The organism is Tenacibaculum maritimum NCIMB 2154 (assembly GCF_900119795.1).
In the GTDB taxonomy this organism is placed as follows: domain Bacteria; phylum Bacteroidota; class Bacteroidia; order Flavobacteriales; family Flavobacteriaceae; genus Polaribacter; species Polaribacter maritimus.
Genome location: NZ_LT634361.1, coordinates 3,021,320 through 3,041,617 on the forward strand (window position 1 = coordinate 3,021,320; position 20,298 = coordinate 3,041,617).

Genomic DNA, 20,298 nt, shown 5'->3' on the forward strand with positions numbered 1-20,298 from the left:
TAATGAGTACTCCTAAAAGATATACGATTACTGCAGCATTACCCTACACTAACGGCCCCGTACATATTGGCCATTTGGCAGGTGTATATGTTCCTGCTGATATTTATGCACGCTATTTACGTTTAAAAGGTGAAGATGTTGTTTTTGTTTGTGGTTCTGATGAGCACGGAGTACCAATTACTATCAAAGCTAAGAAGGAGGGAGTTACCCCTCAAGAAATTGTAGATAAATACAACGAAATTATTAAAAATTCATTTGTTGATTTCGGAATTACTTTTGATAATTACTCACGTACCTCTGCTAAAATTCATCATGATACTGCTGCTGATTTTTTCACCAAATTATATAACGACGGTGAATTTGTAGAAGAAGTAACGGCACAGTTATATGATGAAGAAGCCAATCAATATTTAGCCGATCGCTTTGTAATAGGTACCTGTCCGAAATGTGGTAATGAAGAGAGTTACGGAGATCAATGCGAAAAATGTGGTACTAGCCATAACGCAACTGATTTGATCAATCCTAAATCGGCTATCACAGGAAATGTTCCTACTTTAAAAGAAACAAAACATTGGTTTCTTCCCTTAGACAAACACGAAGCTTTTTTAAAAGAATGGATTCTAGAAGGTCATAAAAATGACTGGAAACCCAATGTGTTAGGACAAGTAAAATCTTGGATTGATGATGGTTTAAGACCAAGAGCTGTTACACGTGATTTGAACTGGGGGATTCCTGTTCCTGTTGCAGGTGCAGACGGAAAAGTTTTATACGTTTGGTTTGATGCTCCTATCGGATATATTTCTGCTACCAAGGAATGGGCTGAAAAAACAGGAAAAAACTGGGAACCATATTGGAAAGATAAAAACACTAAATTGATACACTTTATTGGAAAAGATAATATTGTTTTCCACTGTATTATTTTTCCTGCAATGCTAAAAGCTCATGGAAATTATATTTTACCTGAAAATGTACCTGCTAATGAATTTTTAAACTTGGAAGGAAATAAACTATCTACTTCTAAAAATTGGGCTGTTTGGTTACATGAGTACTTGCAAGATTTTCCTAACCAACAAGATGTACTCCGTTATACATTAACAGCCAATGCTCCCGAAACAAAGGATAACGATTTTACTTGGAATGATTTTCAAGCAAAAAACAACAATGAATTGGTTGCTATTTTCGGAAACTTTATCAATAGAGTTGTAGTCTTAACTAATAAATATTATTCAGGTATAGTGCCCCAGCCTAATGAGTTTTCTGAAGTTGATGAAGATACGCTAGCTGCACTTAAGGAGTATCCCAATATCATTGGTAAATCAATAGAACGTTATCGTTTTAGAGAAGCCTCTCAAGAATTAATGAATTTAGCCCGTTTAGGAAACAAATACTTAGCAGATGAGGAGCCTTGGAAAGTGATTAAGCAAAATGAAGAGCGTGTACAAACCATCATGTATGTTGCTTTACAAATAGCCGCAGGGTTATCTGTACTATGTGAACCTTTCTTACCTTTTACTGCTCGTAAATTAAAAGCTATCTTACATATTGACGCCGATTTGAGCTGGGGAGAAATTGCTTCAAAAGAAGTTTTACTACCAGCTGCACATCCAATAAATAAAGCTGCATTACTGTTTGCTAAAATTGAAGATCAAGAAATCACAGCGCAATTAGAAAAACTACAAGCTACCAAACAAGCAAATGAAGCTGAAAACAAAGTTATAGAACCTCAAAAAGAAACTATTGATTTTGAAGATTTCACAAAATTAGACATGAGAGTTGGTACAATCTTAGAGGCTACTAAAGTACCTAAAACTAAAAAACTTTTACAACTAAAAGTTGATGTTGGTATTGATGTACGTACAATTGTTTCTGGTATTGCTGAAACGTTTAAACCAGAAGATATCATAGGGCAACAAGTAACTGTACTTTGTAATTTAGCTCCTCGTAAATTAAGAGGAATTGAAAGTCAAGGAATGATTTTAATGACAGATACGCCTGATGGAAAATTAGCATTTGTAGAGCCTGCACAGCCTGTAAAAAATGGAGAAGCAATCGCTTAAATAAAGAATTTCTTTTATACAATACAAAAGCCTCACAAAATGAAATGTGAGGCTTTTTAGGTTTGTTGTCATAATTTCTTTTGATCTCATTAAAATTCAACAACTAAAAGCTAAACATACTTAAAGTCTATTATTATATTTGAAACCTCATGTAAAAGTGAGGTTTTTCATTTCAAAAATATCCTATGCAACTCATACCTTATATCATTTCTCAAACATCAATTGCAGAAAAATCAATTAAACATACTATTGAACTACTTAATGAAGACTGCACAATTCCTTTTATAGCTCGCTATAGAAAAGAAAAAACAGGAAATTTAGATGAAATTGAAATTGGTCAAATTGTGCAACTAAAAGAACAATTTGAAGCGCTTGAAAAAAGAAAGCTTGCTGTTTTAAAAGCTATTGAAGAGCAAAACCTTTTAACCAAAGATTTAAAAGACAAAATAGAAAAAGTAGAAGATCTTACTGTTTTGGAAGATGTGTACCTTCCTTATAAAAAGAAACGTAAAACCAAGGCTGAAACGGCTCGTAAAAACGGACTGGAACCTTTGGCTAAAATGATAATGAGTCAACGTATGAATGATTTGGAGCATACCGCTTCTAAATACCTTCATAATGGTATTGATTCTAAAGAGAAAGCCTTGGAAGGTGCTCGTTTTATTATTGCAGAGTGGATCAACGAACGTACTGATATTCGCAACTATATACGCCATCAACTAGAGCGTTTTTCATCAATTAACACCAAAGTTGTCAAAACAAAAATAGCTGAAGAAAAAGCGCAGAAATTTAAAGATTATTTTGATTGGTCTGAAAGTCTAAACAACATTCCTTCTCATAGGTTATTAGCCATACTCAGAGCCGAAAAAGAAGGGTTTATTCGTATTAAAATTGAATTAGATAATGAAAGAGTCTTGCAAAGAATGGAAAGTAAGATCATTCGTTCTCATAATGCATGCGCTGACCAAATTACCTTGGCTATAGCTGATGCCTATAAACGATTGCTTTTTCCTTCTTTATCTAATGAAGCTTTAGCCATTGCAAAAGAAAAAGCCGACGCATCGGCTACTAAAGTATTTGCTAAAAACTTACAACAATTACTCTTAGGTGCTCCTTTAGGTGAAAAACGAATTTTAGCAATTGATCCTGGTTTTAGAACTGGCTGTAAAATAGTTTGTTTAAACGAACAAGGTGATTTAATGCATAATGAAACCATATTTCCACATGCTCCACAGAACAAAACTACTGAAGCTATAAAGAAAATTAGTTCTTTAACCGATGCGTATCACATTGAAGCTATTGCCATAGGAAACGGAACTGCTTCTAGAGAAACAGCACAATTTATAAAACGTATCACTTTTAAAAATAAGATTGAAGTTTTTATTGTAAGTGAAGCTGGAGCCTCTATATATTCTGCATCAAAAATAGCGAGAGAGGAGTTTCCTAATTATGATGTAACCGTTCGTGGAGCTATTTCTATTGGCCGTCGTTTGGCTGACCCTCTCGCTGAACTTGTAAAGATTGACCCTAAATCTATTGGAGTAGGACAATACCAACATGATGTAGATCAATCTAAATTAAAAAAATCACTCGATACTACTGTTGCTCACTGTGTAAACAAAGTTGGTGTTAACATCAATACTGCTAGCCCTTCTTTACTTAGTTATGTTTCTGGAATTGGACCTAAATTGGCGGAAAATATTGTTGCTTATAGAAACGAACATGGTGCTTTTCTTAATAGAACTGCTATAAAAAATGTAGCTCGTTTAGGGGGAAAAGCTTTTGAACAAGCTGCTGGTTTTTTACGTATTAAAAATGGCGACAATCCTTTAGACGATTCGGCTGTTCATCCAGAACGCTATAATCTTGTTAAAAAAATAGCGAAAGACCTTCATAAAAATGTTTCTGATTTAATTAACAATGCTGCTCTCATACAACAAATAAACCTGCAAAATTATGTTACAGATACTTTTGGGTTACCTACCTTAAAAGATATCGTAAAAGAATTAGAAAAACCAGGTTTGGATCCTAGAGAAAAAGCAAAGGTATTTACTTTTAATCAAGCTATAAAAACAATCAACGATTTGCATGAAGGGCAACTGTTACCTGGAATTGTAAATAATATTACCAATTTCGGGTGCTTTGTTGATATTGGTATTAAAGAAAGTGGTTTGGTGCATGTTTCTAATTTATCCAATACTTTTGTAAAAGATATTAATGAACATGTTCGTTTACATCAACAAGTTATAGTACAAGTTTTAGAGGTAGATGTTTCAAGAAAACGCATTCAATTAAGTATGAATTTTAATTAAAATTCATACTATTTTTTTTGGATAATATTGCTATTAAGCTTTATTTTAGTTGTGTTATTGCGCTTTTAGTTTTGACTTCCTTTTTATAAATGGCACGGTCATATATTTTTAGCCAATAGTATCGTTATATAAAATTGCTTTGATATGAGTTTAAACACATTAAGTTTTAAAGAGTGTACTACTAACCGAATTAAAAATAGAGCAGGAAGGAGTTTTCTGGATGTGCATACAATGCTTGAACATTTTTGTATTATTTCTTATAAAGTTCCTGTAAAGAAAATAGCGCATTTTATTCCAGAACCTTTTAAACTTTGGACATATATTGACAATGGTGAGGAGTATGCTTTGGTGAGTGCAGTTCCATTTATGGATCAAGATTTTTGTTTTTACAAGATATCAAAACGGCTTACTTTTAGTTTTTTTCAGACTAATTTTAGAACTTATATTATTGACAAGCGCACTCATAATCATGCTGCTTGGTTTTTTGGAACCACATTGGGCTCTATGAGCTCTATTATTCCTAAAAGAATATGGAATATGCCTTGGCAGTATGCTACTTATAATTTTGAATTTGATAGGAAAAATGGGCTATACACAAAATATCAAATGTACTTTACCTCAAAAATGGGTAACGGAACTATTGCTATTAAAAACACAGGAAACAACTCTCCTTTATTAGAGGGTTTTAATACCATTGATGAACAAATTCATATTTTAACTCATCCTGTTATTGGCTACTACAATATATCTGACACAAAATTAGGTACTTATGAAATTTGGCACCCAAAAATGGACTTAAAGGAAGCTTGTTCAGAAAACTTATATTTTGAATTGTTCGAAAAATTAGGCTTCCTAACAAAACAAGAAATGAATAGCCCTCATTCTATTTTAACAACTCCTTTTATTGAGTTTGACATACTACTCCCTCCTAAAACATTAAAAAGGTCTTTGCTAAAAACACCTAATTGAAAACCATTTTACTCCATAAATCATTCTTATAAAATTAATTAACATAAGCTTTATGTTTTACTTAATGGAAGTGGCCATTAAAAGGATCTCTTTATTAATTATATCAGCATTTGCTTTTTCTGTAATGATAGTTCCATGGCTAGCATCCATAATAAACTGTTTTCCTCTAGTGGATAATTCTTTAAGTTCTTTTTGCATTTGCAACCACAATTTAACTTGTGCTTCTGGATCAATACCTTCTCTTCTATATTTTTCCTTTTGAAATGTACTGTACTGCTCTGTAGCCGTAAAAACCAAAACAGGTAATGAATCTAAGTCACTAGCTTGCCCCGATCTAAAAAGAATCTTATCATTGATATCGTTTTCTTTTAAATATCTAGCGTATCCTCTTCCTGAGTAAGAATTTATAGCCCTAGAACGGATATGGCAATCTTTAGGCAAACCGTCATTTCTAAATTTCGAATTAAACATTTTATTATAAATTCCAACAATTCCTACATCAGCAAGTATTGAATTCAATCTTATTGAGTTTATGTATTCCTTAGGAATCAATTCTTTTTGCGCCAATCGTTTCCATTGCTCAGGATGACTAGCATCTAAGAAAACCATTCCTATTACTTCAGTTGGGAATAGCTCTCTAAATATTCTATGGTATGGTCCTCCCATGGAATGTCCTACTAAAATATAAGGGGGTTTCTCTCCATTTCTTTCAAGTAACTCATGTAGCTGGCGCGCATAAAACTCTGGTGTAATACGCTCGCCGCTTGATTCACTAAACCCTTTTCCTTCTCTATCATAACGCACCACTCTCATTTGTGCCTTCAACCCTTCTGCAATCCAATGAAACATATCAGTAGAACCCCCTGCACCTGCTTCTAGTACAAGCGTTGGTAAATTATTTCTTTCTCCCTCTGCTCTTATATGAAGTTTAGTTCCATTAACATCAACAAGCTTACCTGGCGGAATTGGTTTTGAATTTAACAGTCGGTAGCATATTCCAGCTACTAACAATAAAGTAGCAACTCCCGCCAAAAACAGTCCAATCCACTTACATATTTTTATGATTAATTTCATCATAGCCTTCATCAACCCAATGCAATTTTAAATTATTACCAATGTTTTCATTATGAAAAAAATATTTTCAAAAATAACTTTTTTACAATAAAACACATCAAAATACTTTCGTTTTATTTGAAGTAATCCTCCTTTAAACCAGCCTGTTTTTACCTAAAAAAGTTCTTCTCTATATTTTTCTTTAGGATATACCTTCCTTAAAAATAGAGGTTCAGTATTGCATGAAAATTAAAAAAGTCCTTTAAATAAATAGTCTCCAATTTATTAGGTAGTCCACTAATTACCATACTAACATTTTAGTACAATAGCTTCAATAAAAACATGGTATTCCAACCATGCTATCTTTCACTAGCTGATACTTTTACTTTCTGTAAAGGCTCGTTAATTTTTTCATAATCTCCTGCAAGGCTACCTCCTCCTGAGCAGTAGTAATTCAGTATAAATCTATCCTCAAACTTTTCTGTCGTTATTGAAATCCCGTTGCTTTTGAAAGTAAACAAAATTGTTTTTCCATCTACCACGGTTGCAAATGTATTGGCTTTCATTTTTTCTGCAATAGCATCAAACGTACAAGTTTGTTTTTTTATATCAGCACGTGAACAAACGGAAACGGCAATCTCTTTTTCTGAGTTTTGCTTTACAGAAACAGCTATCCAGTCATAACCTTCATTACGTTTCTTATAAGATGCTGTTACATAGTTTCCTGAGAAATCTGTAATAACTACTGGTTCTTTTTCTTGAACAGTATTTTCTTTATCTTTCGGATTATTTTTACATCCTATAACTACCAAGCTCATTATACTTAACAAGGCGATTGCTTTCATTAATTTCATTTTTTGATCTTTTTTAGATTTATTAAAATAGTTTTACATATAATTGTCTGCATAAAGAAACAACTATTTTTTAGTATTCATATCCTATCACCTAGTACTATTTTTTAATTTCTCAACCTCCTTCGTTACCGAAGTTAATTTTGACCTCCAGTACTATAAATATTCACTAAGCTCAGTTTTTTCTTTATTACGTTCACTTAATCATTTTTCATACTCCTCCTTATTTTTCTTGATGCAATTTAAATAATCAACAGAATTTTGTAGCATATACCCTGGTCCACTACCCCACAAGTATGGAATGTTTTTCCTAAAATATGCATACCCTTTACAATATTCCATGCTTTTATCTTCTCTTTCTGAAAAGCTCTAAATTCAATGCCAATCGTATTCATTTCAGCATTACAATCAGAACACTTATATTTTTTTGTTCAGGTACCGCTGTTCAAAACGAGCAATTCGCATTGGGTGATCAGCCTTAAACTTCACCGCTTTTTCAGCATCATAATTTAAATATGTCTTTTTATAAACATCCCAATCGCTATTTTTTACTATAATCGCTTCAAAAGTAAGTTGCTTGAACGTTTTTCTACAATTAAAACAAACATAATGATATATATGTTTTAAGTCCATATCTACACATATTTCCTAATTATAAGATCGTACACTAACAAGAGCTTTGCCTTATTTTTTTTTGACCTTTAAATTTAAAAAAAATTATTACACTAGCTTAAATAGACCTGTTACCTAGAAAAAAGTTTTGCTATTTGCCTTCTATTTTTTTCCACTCTTAATATTCACAACTAATAACCTAGATTTTTTTGATTTTGGCAATTTGCAAAGTTATAGAAGCGCACTAAACTGTTGCAATAACAACGTAGTATTGAATTTAAAAAAGGCAGGTTCCGCTCTAGTTACACTGAGATCCCCCTGATTAACAATACTTATTTTAGAAAAATTCGATGGTAGTTTTTCAATTTACTCAAAAAAAAATAGTTTGAAACTATAGCGTTTCAAACTATTCTAAAGTACAGGCGGAGAGACTCGAACTCTCACACCTCGCGGCACTAGATCCTAAGTCTAGCGTGTCTACCAATTCCACCACGCCTGCAAAACGAGTGCAAATATAAGCAATCTTTCTAAATAGCAAAGAAGTTCTTTATAATTTTTTAGTATTTTTGAATTTTATCAAAAACAACCTAATGCAAAACGTTAAACAATACATACAAAATAATAAAGATCGTTTTATAAACGAGCTTATCAATTTATTAAAAATCCCATCAGTTAGCGCCGACCCTGCCTATAATCAAGACGTATTAAATACTGCTGATGCTATTAAAGAGAGCTTAGAAAAAGCTGGTTGCGATAAGGTGGAACTTTGCGAAACTCCTGGATATCCTATTGTATATGGAGAAAAAATAATTGACCCAAAACTTCCTACAGTTTTAGTGTACGGGCATTATGACGTGCAACCCGCAGATCCTATTCATTTATGGGACGCTCCTCCTTTTGAGCCTGTTATTAAAACAACTCCTATTCATCCTGAAGGTGCCATCTTTGCAAGAGGTGCTTGTGATGATAAGGGACAAATGTATATGCATGTAAAAGCATTAGAATATATGACCACTACAGGAAACTTACCTTGCAATGTAAAATTTATGATTGAAGGTGAAGAAGAAGTTGGTTCCGAAAGCCTTGCTTGGTTTGTTCCTAGAAATAAAGAGAAATTAGCCAATGATGTCATTTTAATTTCTGATACTGGAATGATTGCTAATGATATTCCTTCTATTACTACAGGCTTACGTGGACTAAGTTATGTAGAAGTAGAAGTTACAGGACCTAATAGAGACTTGCACTCTGGTTTATATGGAGGTGCTGTTGCAAACCCTATTAATGTACTAACAAAAATGATTGCTTCTTTACATGATGAAAACAATCGTATTACCATTCCTGGGTTTTATGATAATGTTGAAGAATTATCTCGTGAAGAACGTGATGAAATGGGCAAAGCTCCTTTTTCATTAGAAGCTTATAAAAATGCCTTAGACATAGACGATGTATATGGAGAAGAAGGATATACCACAAATGAGCGAAACGCAATTAGACCTACCTTAGACGTAAATGGTATTTGGGGAGGTTATACTGGAGAGGGTGCAAAAACAGTAATTGCCTCTAAAGCATACGCAAAAATATCTATGCGTTTGGTACCTAACCAAAAATGGGAAGAAATCACAGCCTTATTTAAAAAACACTTTGAAAGTATTGCACCAAAATCAGTAAAAGTAAAAGTCACGCCACATCATGGAGGACAAGGTTATGTTACACCAATAGACCATATAGGTTATAAGGCCGCTAGCAAAGCTTATAACGAAACTTTTGGTGTTACTCCAATACCTCAAAGAAGTGGAGGGAGTATTCCTATCGTAGCTTTATTTGAACAAGAATTAAAAAGTAAAACTATTTTAATGGGATTTGGATTGGATTCGGATGCAATACACTCTCCAAATGAGCATTTTGGAGTTTGGAATTATTTAAAAGGTATTGAAACCATCCCTCATTTTTATCAGTATTTTACAGAGTTATCTAAATGATAATACAACTTATAGTTTAACTATTAAAATCCGTTCCTTCTGAACGGATTTTTTTGTTTATCTCTCAAAAATACTTTTTTAAAAATTCAACTCCGATCCATTTCCTGTATAAACTTTTCAACCACCTCCAAAAAGTTGGTACAAGTTTTCTACCCTTTTTTCTGTACAAACTTTTTAACCACCTCCAAAAAGTTGGTACAAGTTTTCTACCCTTTTTTCTGTACAAACTTTTCAACCACCTCTAAAAAGTTTGTACAAGTTTTCTACCTTTTTTCCTGTACAAACTTTTCAACCACCTCTAAAAAGTTTGTACAAGTTTTCTACCTTTTTTCCTGTACAAACTTTTCAACCACCTCCAAAAAGTTTGTACAAATTTTCTACTCTTTTTTCTGTACAAACTTTTCAACAAATGTAGACACTCCATACTTGGAGAGTATAAAAACTTAAATTTCTATTGAGCTAAACTTAAAAACATTTGATATAGTTCTTCTATTTTTTTATTAACTTCTGGTTGTTTATATGCTTTTAAAACTGGTATTCTATTAGGTTTTATTCTTTGAGTATAACTCTTAAAAGCTTTTTCAACTTCCTCTTTAGATGGAAACGTAACTTTACGTTTGTATGGAGATGAGTCTATAGTTTCTAATTGCTCCTCACAAAAACTTAACAAATCTTCTGTAAGATGTTTTTTTTCCATATTTATCTTATAGCTAACAGCCATTGCATAAGGAATAACCTCCCTGATTTTTGAATATAGATTAATTTCGTTTAATTGGTCTGTAACATCTTTATTTTGTTCTCTTGATTTCGTTAAATTCAAAATTCTTTCGCTCTGTTTCTCGCTTGGCGATAAAATTTGATATTCAATTTTCTCTACTAATTGGCGATAAACAGATTCTTCTATAGATAAATGTTTTTTATAGTCATTATCATAATTTGACTTATCTTCAGAACGAATAGTTTCGATTCTTTTTTTTAGAACTTCCAGTTCCTTTAAAAGGCTATTCATATTAAGGTATATATGTTAATTTGATTACTCTAACTATTGGATCACTTTCAGTAAATCTAGGCTGAAAAGTAAGTTCGTCAACCCTAAATTTAGAGCCTGATTTAAAAAATATTTCGGCTTCATTTGGAGAACAGGATATGTCACAGATATTATACCCTTTAGGGTTTGATATTTCATAAATAACATCACCTCCTCCAGAATTCATAAAACCTTCAGCTATTCCTTCATTAACACTTGAAGATTTGAAATCTTTAAAAGTAATTTCATCTCCAACATTCCAAGTCTTTGCTAATTGAGATTCTGCTTGACCACAACCTCTAAAAACTAAATCGCCATTATGTTGAGTCATTTTACCTAAACCATCATTCAAAAGATGATTAAGACCTTGATTATAATCATCTAAACTACTCGATCTTAATTGACTATTTAATTCTGAGTAAATCTTTACACCATTTCTAACTTCATCACTTGTATAAACCTTTATTGCGGTTAATTCATCTATTGATAAGCTTGGAAACTGAGAAGGTAAAGTTGAATTAACCACTTCTGCTCTCTTGGATAATACAAAAGCATCATCTAAGAAGTGAGATAAATCCTCCCTCTTATTAACCAAATCCTTCCACTTAGCAAACCCACCAGCCTTCTCAATTTCTTCTACAACTGATTCTGGTATTTTTTGAAATTCTTTTAAATGAATACTTAAATATTGTAATTCATCAACATTTGTTCTTAAGGCTGTTTCTCCAACCTCATCCATGATCCACCAACTAGTAATTATATCTGAATTCTCATCGATAGCACTCACTAAAGCTTTACTTGTATCTGTAATTCCATTTACATCTTTGCTAAAACGATCCCAACGAAGTTCACAAGCTGTTTGACCATAAGAAAAAATGGTACTAAATATAGTTAGTAATACTATTAACTTTATTTTTATTTTATTCATTTTCATCTAAACAAATTTTATTATTTCTCAAGAATTCTTTCAAGTATCAAATAACCTTCTTCATTTACAAAACTTTTAATACTTACATCTTTTAAGAATTTCACAAATCTTTCTTGTATTTCATCACTCTTAAAATGAAGTCTAATAATTTCCCTTTCATATTTATCATCATAAAATATATTGCCAAAATTAAATATAGGGGCATCAATTCCTCCATAGAATATTTCTACAACATTAAGTATATCAAATCTATTTATAAACTTTCTCTTCTTTACCCCTTTTTTAATACCCTCTATTGTTGGAGGTGCTTTTTTAGGCAACAATTCTTGCGGAAAAAACAAAGGATGTATCTCTTCAAACCGCTTTGTTTCTTTTTCTATACGAAAAATAGCATGTCTTTCTGGTACAACACGATCATCATGTCCGTTTTCTTATAATTCTTTTGTTGCTCTTATAACATATAAATACTTTTTATATTGGTAAGTATTTCCTATTATATCCCCTTCTATAAAAAAGTCTTTTAATAATATTTTAATTTCTTTATTTGTCATTTTTATCTTTAAGACTGCTCAGGGACTCTTGTTATAACTAACCAACCATCATCTTCTACCTTACATTTTACATTAAGAACTTCTAAAAAGTTTATCATTTTATCTCTAAGCTCATTCTTTTTAAATCGTAAGCTAAGAATCTCTAAATCCTTTTCTAAATCATAAAGTACTTCTCCAAAAGTAAACTTTTCATTTCCTCTATAATTTAACTTTAAAAAATTATATACATCACTTTCATTTACATATTGTCTTTTTTTAATCCCTTTAGCAATATCATCGATGGTAGGTTCAACATAATGTTTTTTATGTAATTCCGAAGGAACATCCATATAATGAACTCTTCTAAACTCTTTCGTTTGTTTGTCAACTACTATTGGACCTGGTCCCCCTAAGATTGCATATCTATCATCATGATCTATACCTCTTAATTTTTCTAACTTGGTAAATACATAGATATAGGTTTCATCTTCAAAGGTTTTATAAATATATTTACCTTCTTCCATGATATCTTTTAATAAGATTTCTAATTCCTCAATGGTCATATTATTTCTTTAAGACTGCTCTGGGACTCTTGTTATAACTAACCAACCATCTTCTTCTACTTTACATTTTACATTAAGAATATCAAAAAAGTTTATCATTTTATCTCTAAGCTCATTATTTCTAAATTGTAAACTTAGAACCTCTTTATCTTCTTTATAATCATAAATAGCTTTCCCGAAATTAAATTCTGAGAAATCACTATTTTCTTCAAATTTTAATTTACAGAAGTTATAAGTATCATTAAAGTTTACATATTGTCTTTTTTTAATCCCTTTAGCAATACTATCTACTGTTCTTTTTTTAGAGTTTCTTTTTCGTAATTCCGAAGGAACATCCATATAATGAACTCTTTTAAACTCTTTCGTTTGTTTGTCAACTACTATAGGACCTGGTCCTCCAACTCTTCCGTATCTATCATCATGATCTATACCTCTTAATTTTTCTAGCTTGGTAAATACATAGATATAGGTTTCATCTTCAAAGGTTTTATAAATATATTTACCTTCTTCCATGATATCTCTTAATAATATTTCTAATTTCTCAATGGTCATATTATTTCTTTAAGACTGCTCCGGGACTCTTGTTATAACTAACCAACCATCTTCTTCTACCTTACATTTTACATTAAGAATATTAAAAAAGTTTATCATCTTATCTCTAAGCTCATTCTTTTTAAACCGTAAGCTAAGAATCTCTAGATCCTTTTCTAAATCATAAAGTACTTTTCCAAAAGTAAACTTTTCATTTCCTCTATAATTTAACTTTAAAAAATTATATACATCACCTTCATTTACATATTGTCTTTTTTTAATCCCTTTAGCAATACTATCTACTGTTCTTTTTTTAGAGTTTCTTTTTCGTAATTCCGAAGGAACATCCATATAATGAACTCTTTTAAACTCTTTCGTTTGCTTGTCAACTACTATTGGACCTAGTCCTCCCAATCTTCCATACCTATCATCATGATCTATACCTCTTAATTTTTCTAACTTGGTAAATACATAGATATAGGTTTCATCTTCAAAGGTTTTATAAATATATTTACCTTCTTCCATGATATCTTTTAATAAGATTTCTAATTTCTCAATGGTCATAATCAAAACTTATTTATTTACATATTACACGTTTTGCATTTTGCAAATTGGTTATTTTAGTTCTAATACTTACAGGTATATTTGGACTTCTTTCCATAGCTTCCCATACCTTAAATAAAAGTGGATCTTTATTAAACTCTGATAATATTACTACTTTATTATCGAACTCTCGTACAAATTGCTGTAATTTTGTATATGGTACTTCTTCTAAAGTATTAAGAAACTCTTTGGGCATTTTATCTACCCATACATGTACCTCTTTAGGTAAATCTCTTTTTAAATTGTTTCTAGAAATGTATGTATGGTCTTTATACAAAACTTCGAACACTTCAATGGAAGTAAACTTATCATCTATATAAGTTTTATCATATTTTGCTCCGTTTTGTATATCGATAATTTCCCACTCTCTATTTGCCACTCTTCTTGCATTAAAAGCATGATGTGATGTAAAGTCTTCTATAAAATCTTCTTCATACTTTCCAACAAGTATAACACTTTCTTGATGAATACCATCTAATTTAATAGTTAAGTTATCAAAATCAAGAGCATTATGAATTTTTACATTATCAAACCCAAATACATCATAAATTAATTTATTTATCTCTTCTGGAGCAACACCTGCATGGTATTTTTTGGCTATTTTTTCAATAACTTCATTCGTCCCTTTTGTAAATTCATTTTGATATTTAATAGCACAGGTAAAACAATTGTGATTAAGTTTATTGGGATTATGAATATTCCTCAACTCCAATAATTCATCTACTTGTAGTTTTATAATGTCTTCTCTAAGTCCTCCGACTAAACTAAGATATATATTCCCATTAGATGAGCTTTCTAAAATTCTAATATCTGAAGCTTTATTTACACCGCTAACATTAGTTATTACGTTAGGAATGATAGCGATTTCTGTAACATCTTCTACTCCTTCTGGTAACCATTTTGAAGATTCTACAAGACTTACAGTTTTATCTTCATTTAATATTATTTTACCTAAACCTAGTCTTTTGTTATTGTAATCTATTGCTAAGGATACTTTATACGGTGTATTTGTTGCATTAACAACGATATTAAACTGTTTTGGTGTACTAAAAATGATATTACATTCCATTTTTAATTCAACCAAAGTTCTATAAAGAATACGTTTCCCTAAATTACTGAGTTCAGCTTCTTTCTTTACCGCTAATGCCAAATCATCCAATCGGAAAATTACATCAAGTTTTTGCTCAACACTTAATTTTTTAAAAGCTTCTAAAAAGTTAGCCTTATTTGTTGGATCAATTATTAATTTTTTAAAATGAGTTTTTGTACCAACTAAATCCGTGGCATATTTAAAAATAGTTTTACTTCTACTACCAACAGTAGAAATCAAAGATGGCAAATGTCTTAAATTATAAACTCCATATATAGCTGTCCAGGTATTGAAAAACTTTTCATTGCCTAAAAGACTTTGATTATCCACATTATTGGCGATGGTAAATACAATATCTGCTGTAGCTAAAGTAGCATCTATTGTTAGAAGTATTGATGATGCTCCTCCTGTTAATGGTATTGCTGCAACTGCTATTACTTCTGTAAATACTCGTAAAAAAGCTTCGTTGTTTTTACCATTAATATTGGTAGCTAACCAATGAACAAATATACTTGGAACTAATAATTGTCCCTTCTTTATTTCTTTTCCATTTATTATAAACCCTTCATTTACATCTAAAACTACACAGTCATAAGGTGAATAAATATTTTTAAATGTTGTACCTGTTATGCTTCCTCCTGACTCGGTTCCTGTCCTAACTGTTATATTAACTAAACCTTCTTTTAAAGAGGTTTTCATTTCATATGGTAAACTATTAGATCCTGCAAAGCCAAACATATTGTTCATTGCTGTAGGAACTACATTGAGTTTGCTATAATTTTCATAATTAAAAGGAATTTCTCTCCATGACTTATATTTTTTTATGGTTTCTATATAAAATTCTTTTGAACTCCTTTTTATTAACCATTTAGAAATATAAGCTATTATCTCTTTAAATTGAGGATTATTATTATCCGCCCAATCATTAGTTATATTAACTACTTTATTTAATAGTCTATAGTTTTCAACTTTTAATATATCTAGAATCTTTTGCTCTCTTTCATAATTACCGTCTGCTAATTTGAAAATTTTCATTAATAAATTTTCGGTCTCATTACCCCAATCGTCAGCATTCGAAAGACTTTTTAAAACTATTTTTAATTTTTCAAAACCTATCTTATCAAAAAAACAGTCCCAATTATCCGAGGTAACATTTTGATAACTAATATTCATTATACTTCTAAATGCCTCTATCAGATCATCATGGTCAGCGTCATCTAATATCTCAAAGTTTTTAACTTGTTCTGCTACTATAGGATAATAATTAAGATCATATTGTTTCCAATGATTAATCAAACTTTTAGCATTATTTGTAAAAGGCACCTCTTCATGTCCTTCATCAAATTGGGGTGTGGTATATGAGGCAGCTCCAGTTCTTTGATTAAAATGAGTTTTTACAATAAGTTTTAATAAGCCCCCTGGAATTCCTCTTTTAAAACACCCTTTTAAAATCCCATGTTTTTCAAGTTGCGTAGCATGTATAAATACATAGGCATCATTATCATATTCCTTTTTACCATCGAAACCACTCTTATCAATATTATCTATTATGAATTGTTGCACCTCTTGACTTAATGAGGGTTCAAAAGTTGCTACGGAAACTTCATTGAACTTTGTTACCTCTTTAAGACGTTGCGATAAAAAATCATATTCTTGATAATCTCCCTGAGAAGTGTAATTGTTCCCTCCCTCCTCAGGAGTTATAGAAAGTTTTCCAACCTTAAATATTATTGCACTATTAGCTACTGCCGGAAATCCAACAATAGCACTATCAATTGATTTATTAGTTTTAGTATCAATATAAGGTTCATCTTCGGAAGTCATGTATCCCATAAATTTCTTTGAAACACATTTCCATGCAGCAGTATAGGTTTTATCCTTTAATTTAAATCTAGTTAGGGTTCCAAATGGTTTAATTCTAAAAGGATCTTTTGTATCCGCGGAACATATTTCAGAATCACCTGTGCTAAAAATAACCTCTGTAATATCTCCAGAAACTGTAATAGGTTTTCCTGATCTCGATATAAAAGTATAAGTACCATCAGCATTAGCGAATTCTTTTAACTCACTTATATCAGTTATTGTAACTTGCTCCCCCTCCTGATCACCATCAAAAATCCCTATACGTAATTTAGGGTTATGTATAGCTTGCCAGTGTACAAAAGGAAGTTTTGTTCCTTCTTTATAATCTAACAACCAATTGGTCGCTTTTTCAGGATACTGGTAACTATGGGTAGAAAATGGATGCTTTAACTGGAAAACTCCATGTCCTAACTCGTGAGCAGCTGTAAGTGGTATGCAATTAGCAGTATTACAGTTGGCAGTGTATATGTATCCAAACTGCCTACCAAGTGGCATGAGTCCTCTTTCTGCTGTCGAAGTAGGTTGCTTATTTGTTAAAATAAGGTAATATGCATCATTTTTATATTGTGGATGTTCTTTTAACTTATTGTTTATAGCTCTTTGTTGCTCAGTATATTGTGCTGCAAAGCCACTTTCTTCACTTTGTATAACTGCATCAGGAACTATAACATCTAAATCCTCCTTAAAATCGTTAATTTCGGTAATGGTAAGATTTACCATTGCCTGTTTATAGATGTCTTGTAGTTCTTCTTTTATTTTATCAGTGTTAGTTTCAGCCGTATTTACTAAAACTACGTTTACATTTTTTGGACTGGCTTGGTATTGTATAAATGCCCCCGCAACTTCATATTTAGCTCCTTGTTTTACTAAGGCTTGGGTTTCTATTGCTGCATCATCAAAAACTCCTTTTAATTGTAGGGTATATGAAGTAGCTGTACTGTCTATTTTAGTAATTGCTATTCCGTCTTTTGTTTTAAAAACTAAATCTTGCGGCTTAATCTCACTATCTGTAATAGACAAATTAGCTACTATGGTTTCAGTATCATGTTTAGCAACAGCCTTGTAAGATATGTAATAATCCTTTCCTAGTTTTCTGTATAAGTTTTTGGTAGCACTATAACTATTTTCATAAGTATCAAATCCATATTTACTATTAGACGCTTTCTTAAAAGTTACCTCTACTCCTTTTGCCGATATCGCAGTAGCTTCACCTTGGCTGTTTACTCCATTCGTATTTTCTGAATTACTAGCCCCACCTTCAGCTACTGCTCCTTCGTTGCTAACATTTCCTTCTTCATCAACTGTCCAAACCTGTCCATTACTGTCCGTAATTACCATATCTTCTCCTCCTGGCAATTCTAGTACCTCTCCGTTTTCTCCTACTACCAGAACATCTCCATTAGAATCTATTTGTACCTCTGAAACCACAAAATCCACATTCGAAGATGCTGTATTTCCAACACCTCCATGTGTCCAATCATTGACATCTTCCACATCACCCCAAGTAGTATCATACGTCGTACTTACTACCCCCTCTATCAATTGATAATCTGTATTGATACGAATATTAGTAAAACTTACCGCTAATTTTGTATCTGCTAAATAAGGCACTACAATATAACCAACTCCTCTAAAACGACCATTACTCCCTGATACTTGCTTGATCGTTACTGGAAAATCACCCGCTGTAAAAGTTTCATTAATCCCTATATTTTGCAAAGGCTGGGTATTGCTTATTTCTATTTCTGGTACAATACCACAAGTATAGCTGCTACTCTTTTCATTTTTAGCGGGCAGACTAAACTCATTAATGGCACTATAAGCATACAAAGGGTTAAAATCATTCAGCTCATTACAACTACCTCCGACTCGAAAAACATAGGTTTTGCCTGCTCGTAAATTGCTAATTTGCACCTGTGTATTGTAAGTATATACCTCAAACCATTCCGCATCAGGAATGTCTGCTCTTTTATACTGAACATGGTATCTTTTATGTTCAGGCATCCCTTGCCAACGTATTTGAACACGCGCTTTACCTACTGCTTCTGAAAGTACATATCTAGGTGGGTAACAAGCCGTATTATAGGTAAAATAATAGATCTCACTATACCCATCATTTTTAAAAACCGAGTTCTTACTTAGCCCTGTTCTTGATACCGCTCTTACCCGCCAACCATATCGTTTGTTCGGCAATAATGTTGGCTTACCAATATGGTATAATAGTGTAGTAGTAGCTGTGGTTTCTGTATAATAATTAGGGGACGTTAAAAAAGCTGCTTCCGGAGCTATTTGAGTGTCCCATAATTCTCGTAATTCAAATTCATATGATACATTGCTCGCATTGGCATGTCTGGGTGTCCATTGAAAAATAATATTCATTGGATCTTGTGCCACGACTTGGTCGCCTTTATAAGGAACGTTTAAAAAAGGAGGATCGTTTAAAAGCAAATAAATATTAGAACAGCCTAATGTTGGGTGATTCAATTGTTCGTTGGTAAACGCATCATATACTTCCCAACAAAAGGTATATACTCCCTCGGGCAAAGATTTCTGGTATTGCCGTGGGGTGATTCCTATTAAATTATTGGGTTCAAAATAGGAACTTAAATCGATGTTTGTATATTGATTTGAAACACCTCCATTTAAAAATATAGGACTTGCACCATGTACAAAATCTACAGAACGTATATCAAGTCCATTACCTTGGATACGTAATTTTAGACGTACTTGCTTATTATTGGCTACCACATCGGTTAACAATAGATGTAAGCGTAGTTTGACATCGCTGGCACTGGTGTAATCACTCAGTTTGGTCGTATAAGGAGGAATGATTGTTTGCGTTACTTGTACTGGATAGCGTTGGGCATGGGTCAGCGATATGCATAGTAAAAAGTAAACCGTAAGCAATAGGCTATTTTGTAGAAAGTGCCTTTTTAAGAATTGATCGATGGTACCTTGTCTTTTTGCCATGAAATTACCTATGGTTTCTTTGCATACTGCGTATGGCTTCTCAACACACCATACCATGGCCATCATATATTGAATCCTCTTTTTCATCTTTATTTATTTTTTTTTAGAAGGTTATATCATTGAAGTGATTTAAACCTTCCTTATCTGATTAATGTTGGATATACTTCTTTTTTGATTGCTGGATCACCTAGCAAATTTGACAATCCATTAGCTCCCAAAATACCACCATCAATACCTGCTGCTAAGGTAAATTAATTATTCCTATTTTAAAAAGAATCGTTTGTTTTTTGCTTCCTCTTTCCTGTACAAACTTTTCCATCACCTCTAAATAGTTTGTACAAGTTTTCTACTCTTTTTTCT

14 protein-coding genes and 1 tRNA gene are annotated in these 20,298 nt (G+C 32.1%); 4 read left to right on the forward strand and 11 right to left on the reverse strand.

Features of this window, described 5'->3' with window-relative positions; translation table 11 throughout:
• Window positions 1-2 precede the first annotated feature (2 nt).
• The 3 genes from metG to MARIT_RS13540 all read left to right on the forward strand — a co-directional run bounded on the left by metG (window position 3) and on the right by MARIT_RS13540 (window position 5,338).
• Window positions 3-2,057: a methionine--tRNA ligase gene (metG, locus tag MARIT_RS13530; protein ID WP_024740957.1), complete on the forward strand. Its 2,055-nt coding sequence runs from the start codon at window positions 3-5 to the stop codon at window positions 2,055-2,057.
• A gap of 185 nt (window positions 2,058-2,242) precedes the next feature.
• On the forward strand, window positions 2,243-4,369 hold the full coding sequence (locus MARIT_RS13535) for a Tex family protein (RefSeq protein WP_100211784.1): 2,127 nt from the start codon (window positions 2,243-2,245) through the stop codon (window positions 4,367-4,369).
• 144 nt (window positions 4,370-4,513) lie between these two features.
• Window positions 4,514-5,338, forward strand: coding sequence for a DUF2071 domain-containing protein (locus MARIT_RS13540; RefSeq protein WP_100211785.1), 825 nt, complete (start codon window positions 4,514-4,516; stop codon window positions 5,336-5,338).
• Window positions 5,339-5,395: 57 nt separating this feature from the next.
• Here MARIT_RS13540 and MARIT_RS13545 read toward each other — a convergent pair whose 3' ends face one another.
• The 4 genes from MARIT_RS13545 to MARIT_RS13560 all read right to left on the reverse strand — a co-directional run bounded on the left by MARIT_RS13545 (window position 5,396) and on the right by MARIT_RS13560 (window position 8,353).
• Entirely contained in the window at window positions 5,396-6,415 is a 1,020-nt protein-coding gene (locus MARIT_RS13545; RefSeq protein WP_157926292.1) for an alpha/beta fold hydrolase, read from the reverse strand.
• 335 nt (window positions 6,416-6,750) lie between these two features.
• Entirely contained in the window at window positions 6,751-7,245 is a 495-nt protein-coding gene (locus tag MARIT_RS13550; protein WP_024740963.1) for a hypothetical protein, read from the reverse strand.
• Between the two features lie 414 nt (window positions 7,246-7,659).
• Window positions 7,660-7,875, reverse strand: a complete 216-nt coding sequence (locus MARIT_RS13555) for a hypothetical protein (protein ID WP_024740964.1) — start codon at window positions 7,873-7,875, stop codon at window positions 7,660-7,662.
• Window positions 7,876-8,271: 396 nt separating this feature from the next.
• Window positions 8,272-8,353 (reverse strand) — tRNA-Leu (locus MARIT_RS13560).
• 91 nt (window positions 8,354-8,444) lie between these two features.
• On the opposite strand from MARIT_RS13560, the gene MARIT_RS13565 reads away from it, so the two are divergent.
• Window positions 8,445-9,833: a dipeptidase gene (locus MARIT_RS13565; RefSeq protein ID WP_024740965.1), complete on the forward strand. Its 1,389-nt coding sequence runs from the start codon at window positions 8,445-8,447 to the stop codon at window positions 9,831-9,833.
• 451 nt (window positions 9,834-10,284) lie between these two features.
• On the opposite strand, the gene MARIT_RS13570 is transcribed toward MARIT_RS13565, so the two are convergent.
• The 7 genes from MARIT_RS13570 to MARIT_RS13600 all read right to left on the reverse strand — a co-directional run bounded on the left by MARIT_RS13570 (window position 10,285) and on the right by MARIT_RS13600 (window position 20,025).
• Window positions 10,285-10,842, reverse strand: a complete 558-nt coding sequence (locus MARIT_RS13570; protein WP_100211787.1) for a hypothetical protein — start codon at window positions 10,840-10,842, stop codon at window positions 10,285-10,287.
• Between the two features lies 1 nt (window position 10,843).
• Window positions 10,844-11,794, reverse strand: a complete 951-nt coding sequence (locus MARIT_RS13575) for an ADP-ribosyltransferase domain-containing protein (RefSeq protein WP_100211788.1) — start codon at window positions 11,792-11,794, stop codon at window positions 10,844-10,846.
• A 14-nt stretch (window positions 11,795-11,808) separates the two neighbouring features.
• Window positions 11,809-12,108, reverse strand: coding sequence for a hypothetical protein (locus MARIT_RS13580; RefSeq protein WP_100211789.1), 300 nt, complete (start codon window positions 12,106-12,108; stop codon window positions 11,809-11,811).
• A gap of 239 nt (window positions 12,109-12,347) precedes the next feature.
• Window positions 12,348-12,881 carry a hypothetical protein gene (locus MARIT_RS13585; RefSeq protein WP_100211790.1) on the reverse strand — a complete coding sequence of 178 codons (534 nt, stop codon included), beginning with the start codon at window positions 12,879-12,881 and terminating at the stop codon, window positions 12,348-12,350.
• A 9-nt stretch (window positions 12,882-12,890) separates the two neighbouring features.
• Window positions 12,891-13,433: a hypothetical protein gene (locus tag MARIT_RS13590; RefSeq protein WP_100211791.1), complete on the reverse strand. Its 543-nt coding sequence runs from the start codon at window positions 13,431-13,433 to the stop codon at window positions 12,891-12,893.
• Between the two features lie 9 nt (window positions 13,434-13,442).
• Window positions 13,443-13,976 (reverse strand): hypothetical protein, encoded by a 534-nt coding sequence (locus tag MARIT_RS13595; protein ID WP_100211792.1) that lies wholly within the window; start codon window positions 13,974-13,976, stop codon window positions 13,443-13,445.
• A gap of 13 nt (window positions 13,977-13,989) precedes the next feature.
• The gene (locus tag MARIT_RS13600; protein ID WP_100211793.1) at window positions 13,990-20,025 is read right to left on the reverse strand and encodes a hypothetical protein; all 6,036 of its coding nucleotides are present in this window, start codon (window positions 20,023-20,025) and stop codon (window positions 13,990-13,992) included.
• Window positions 20,026-20,298: the final 273 nt, after the last annotated feature.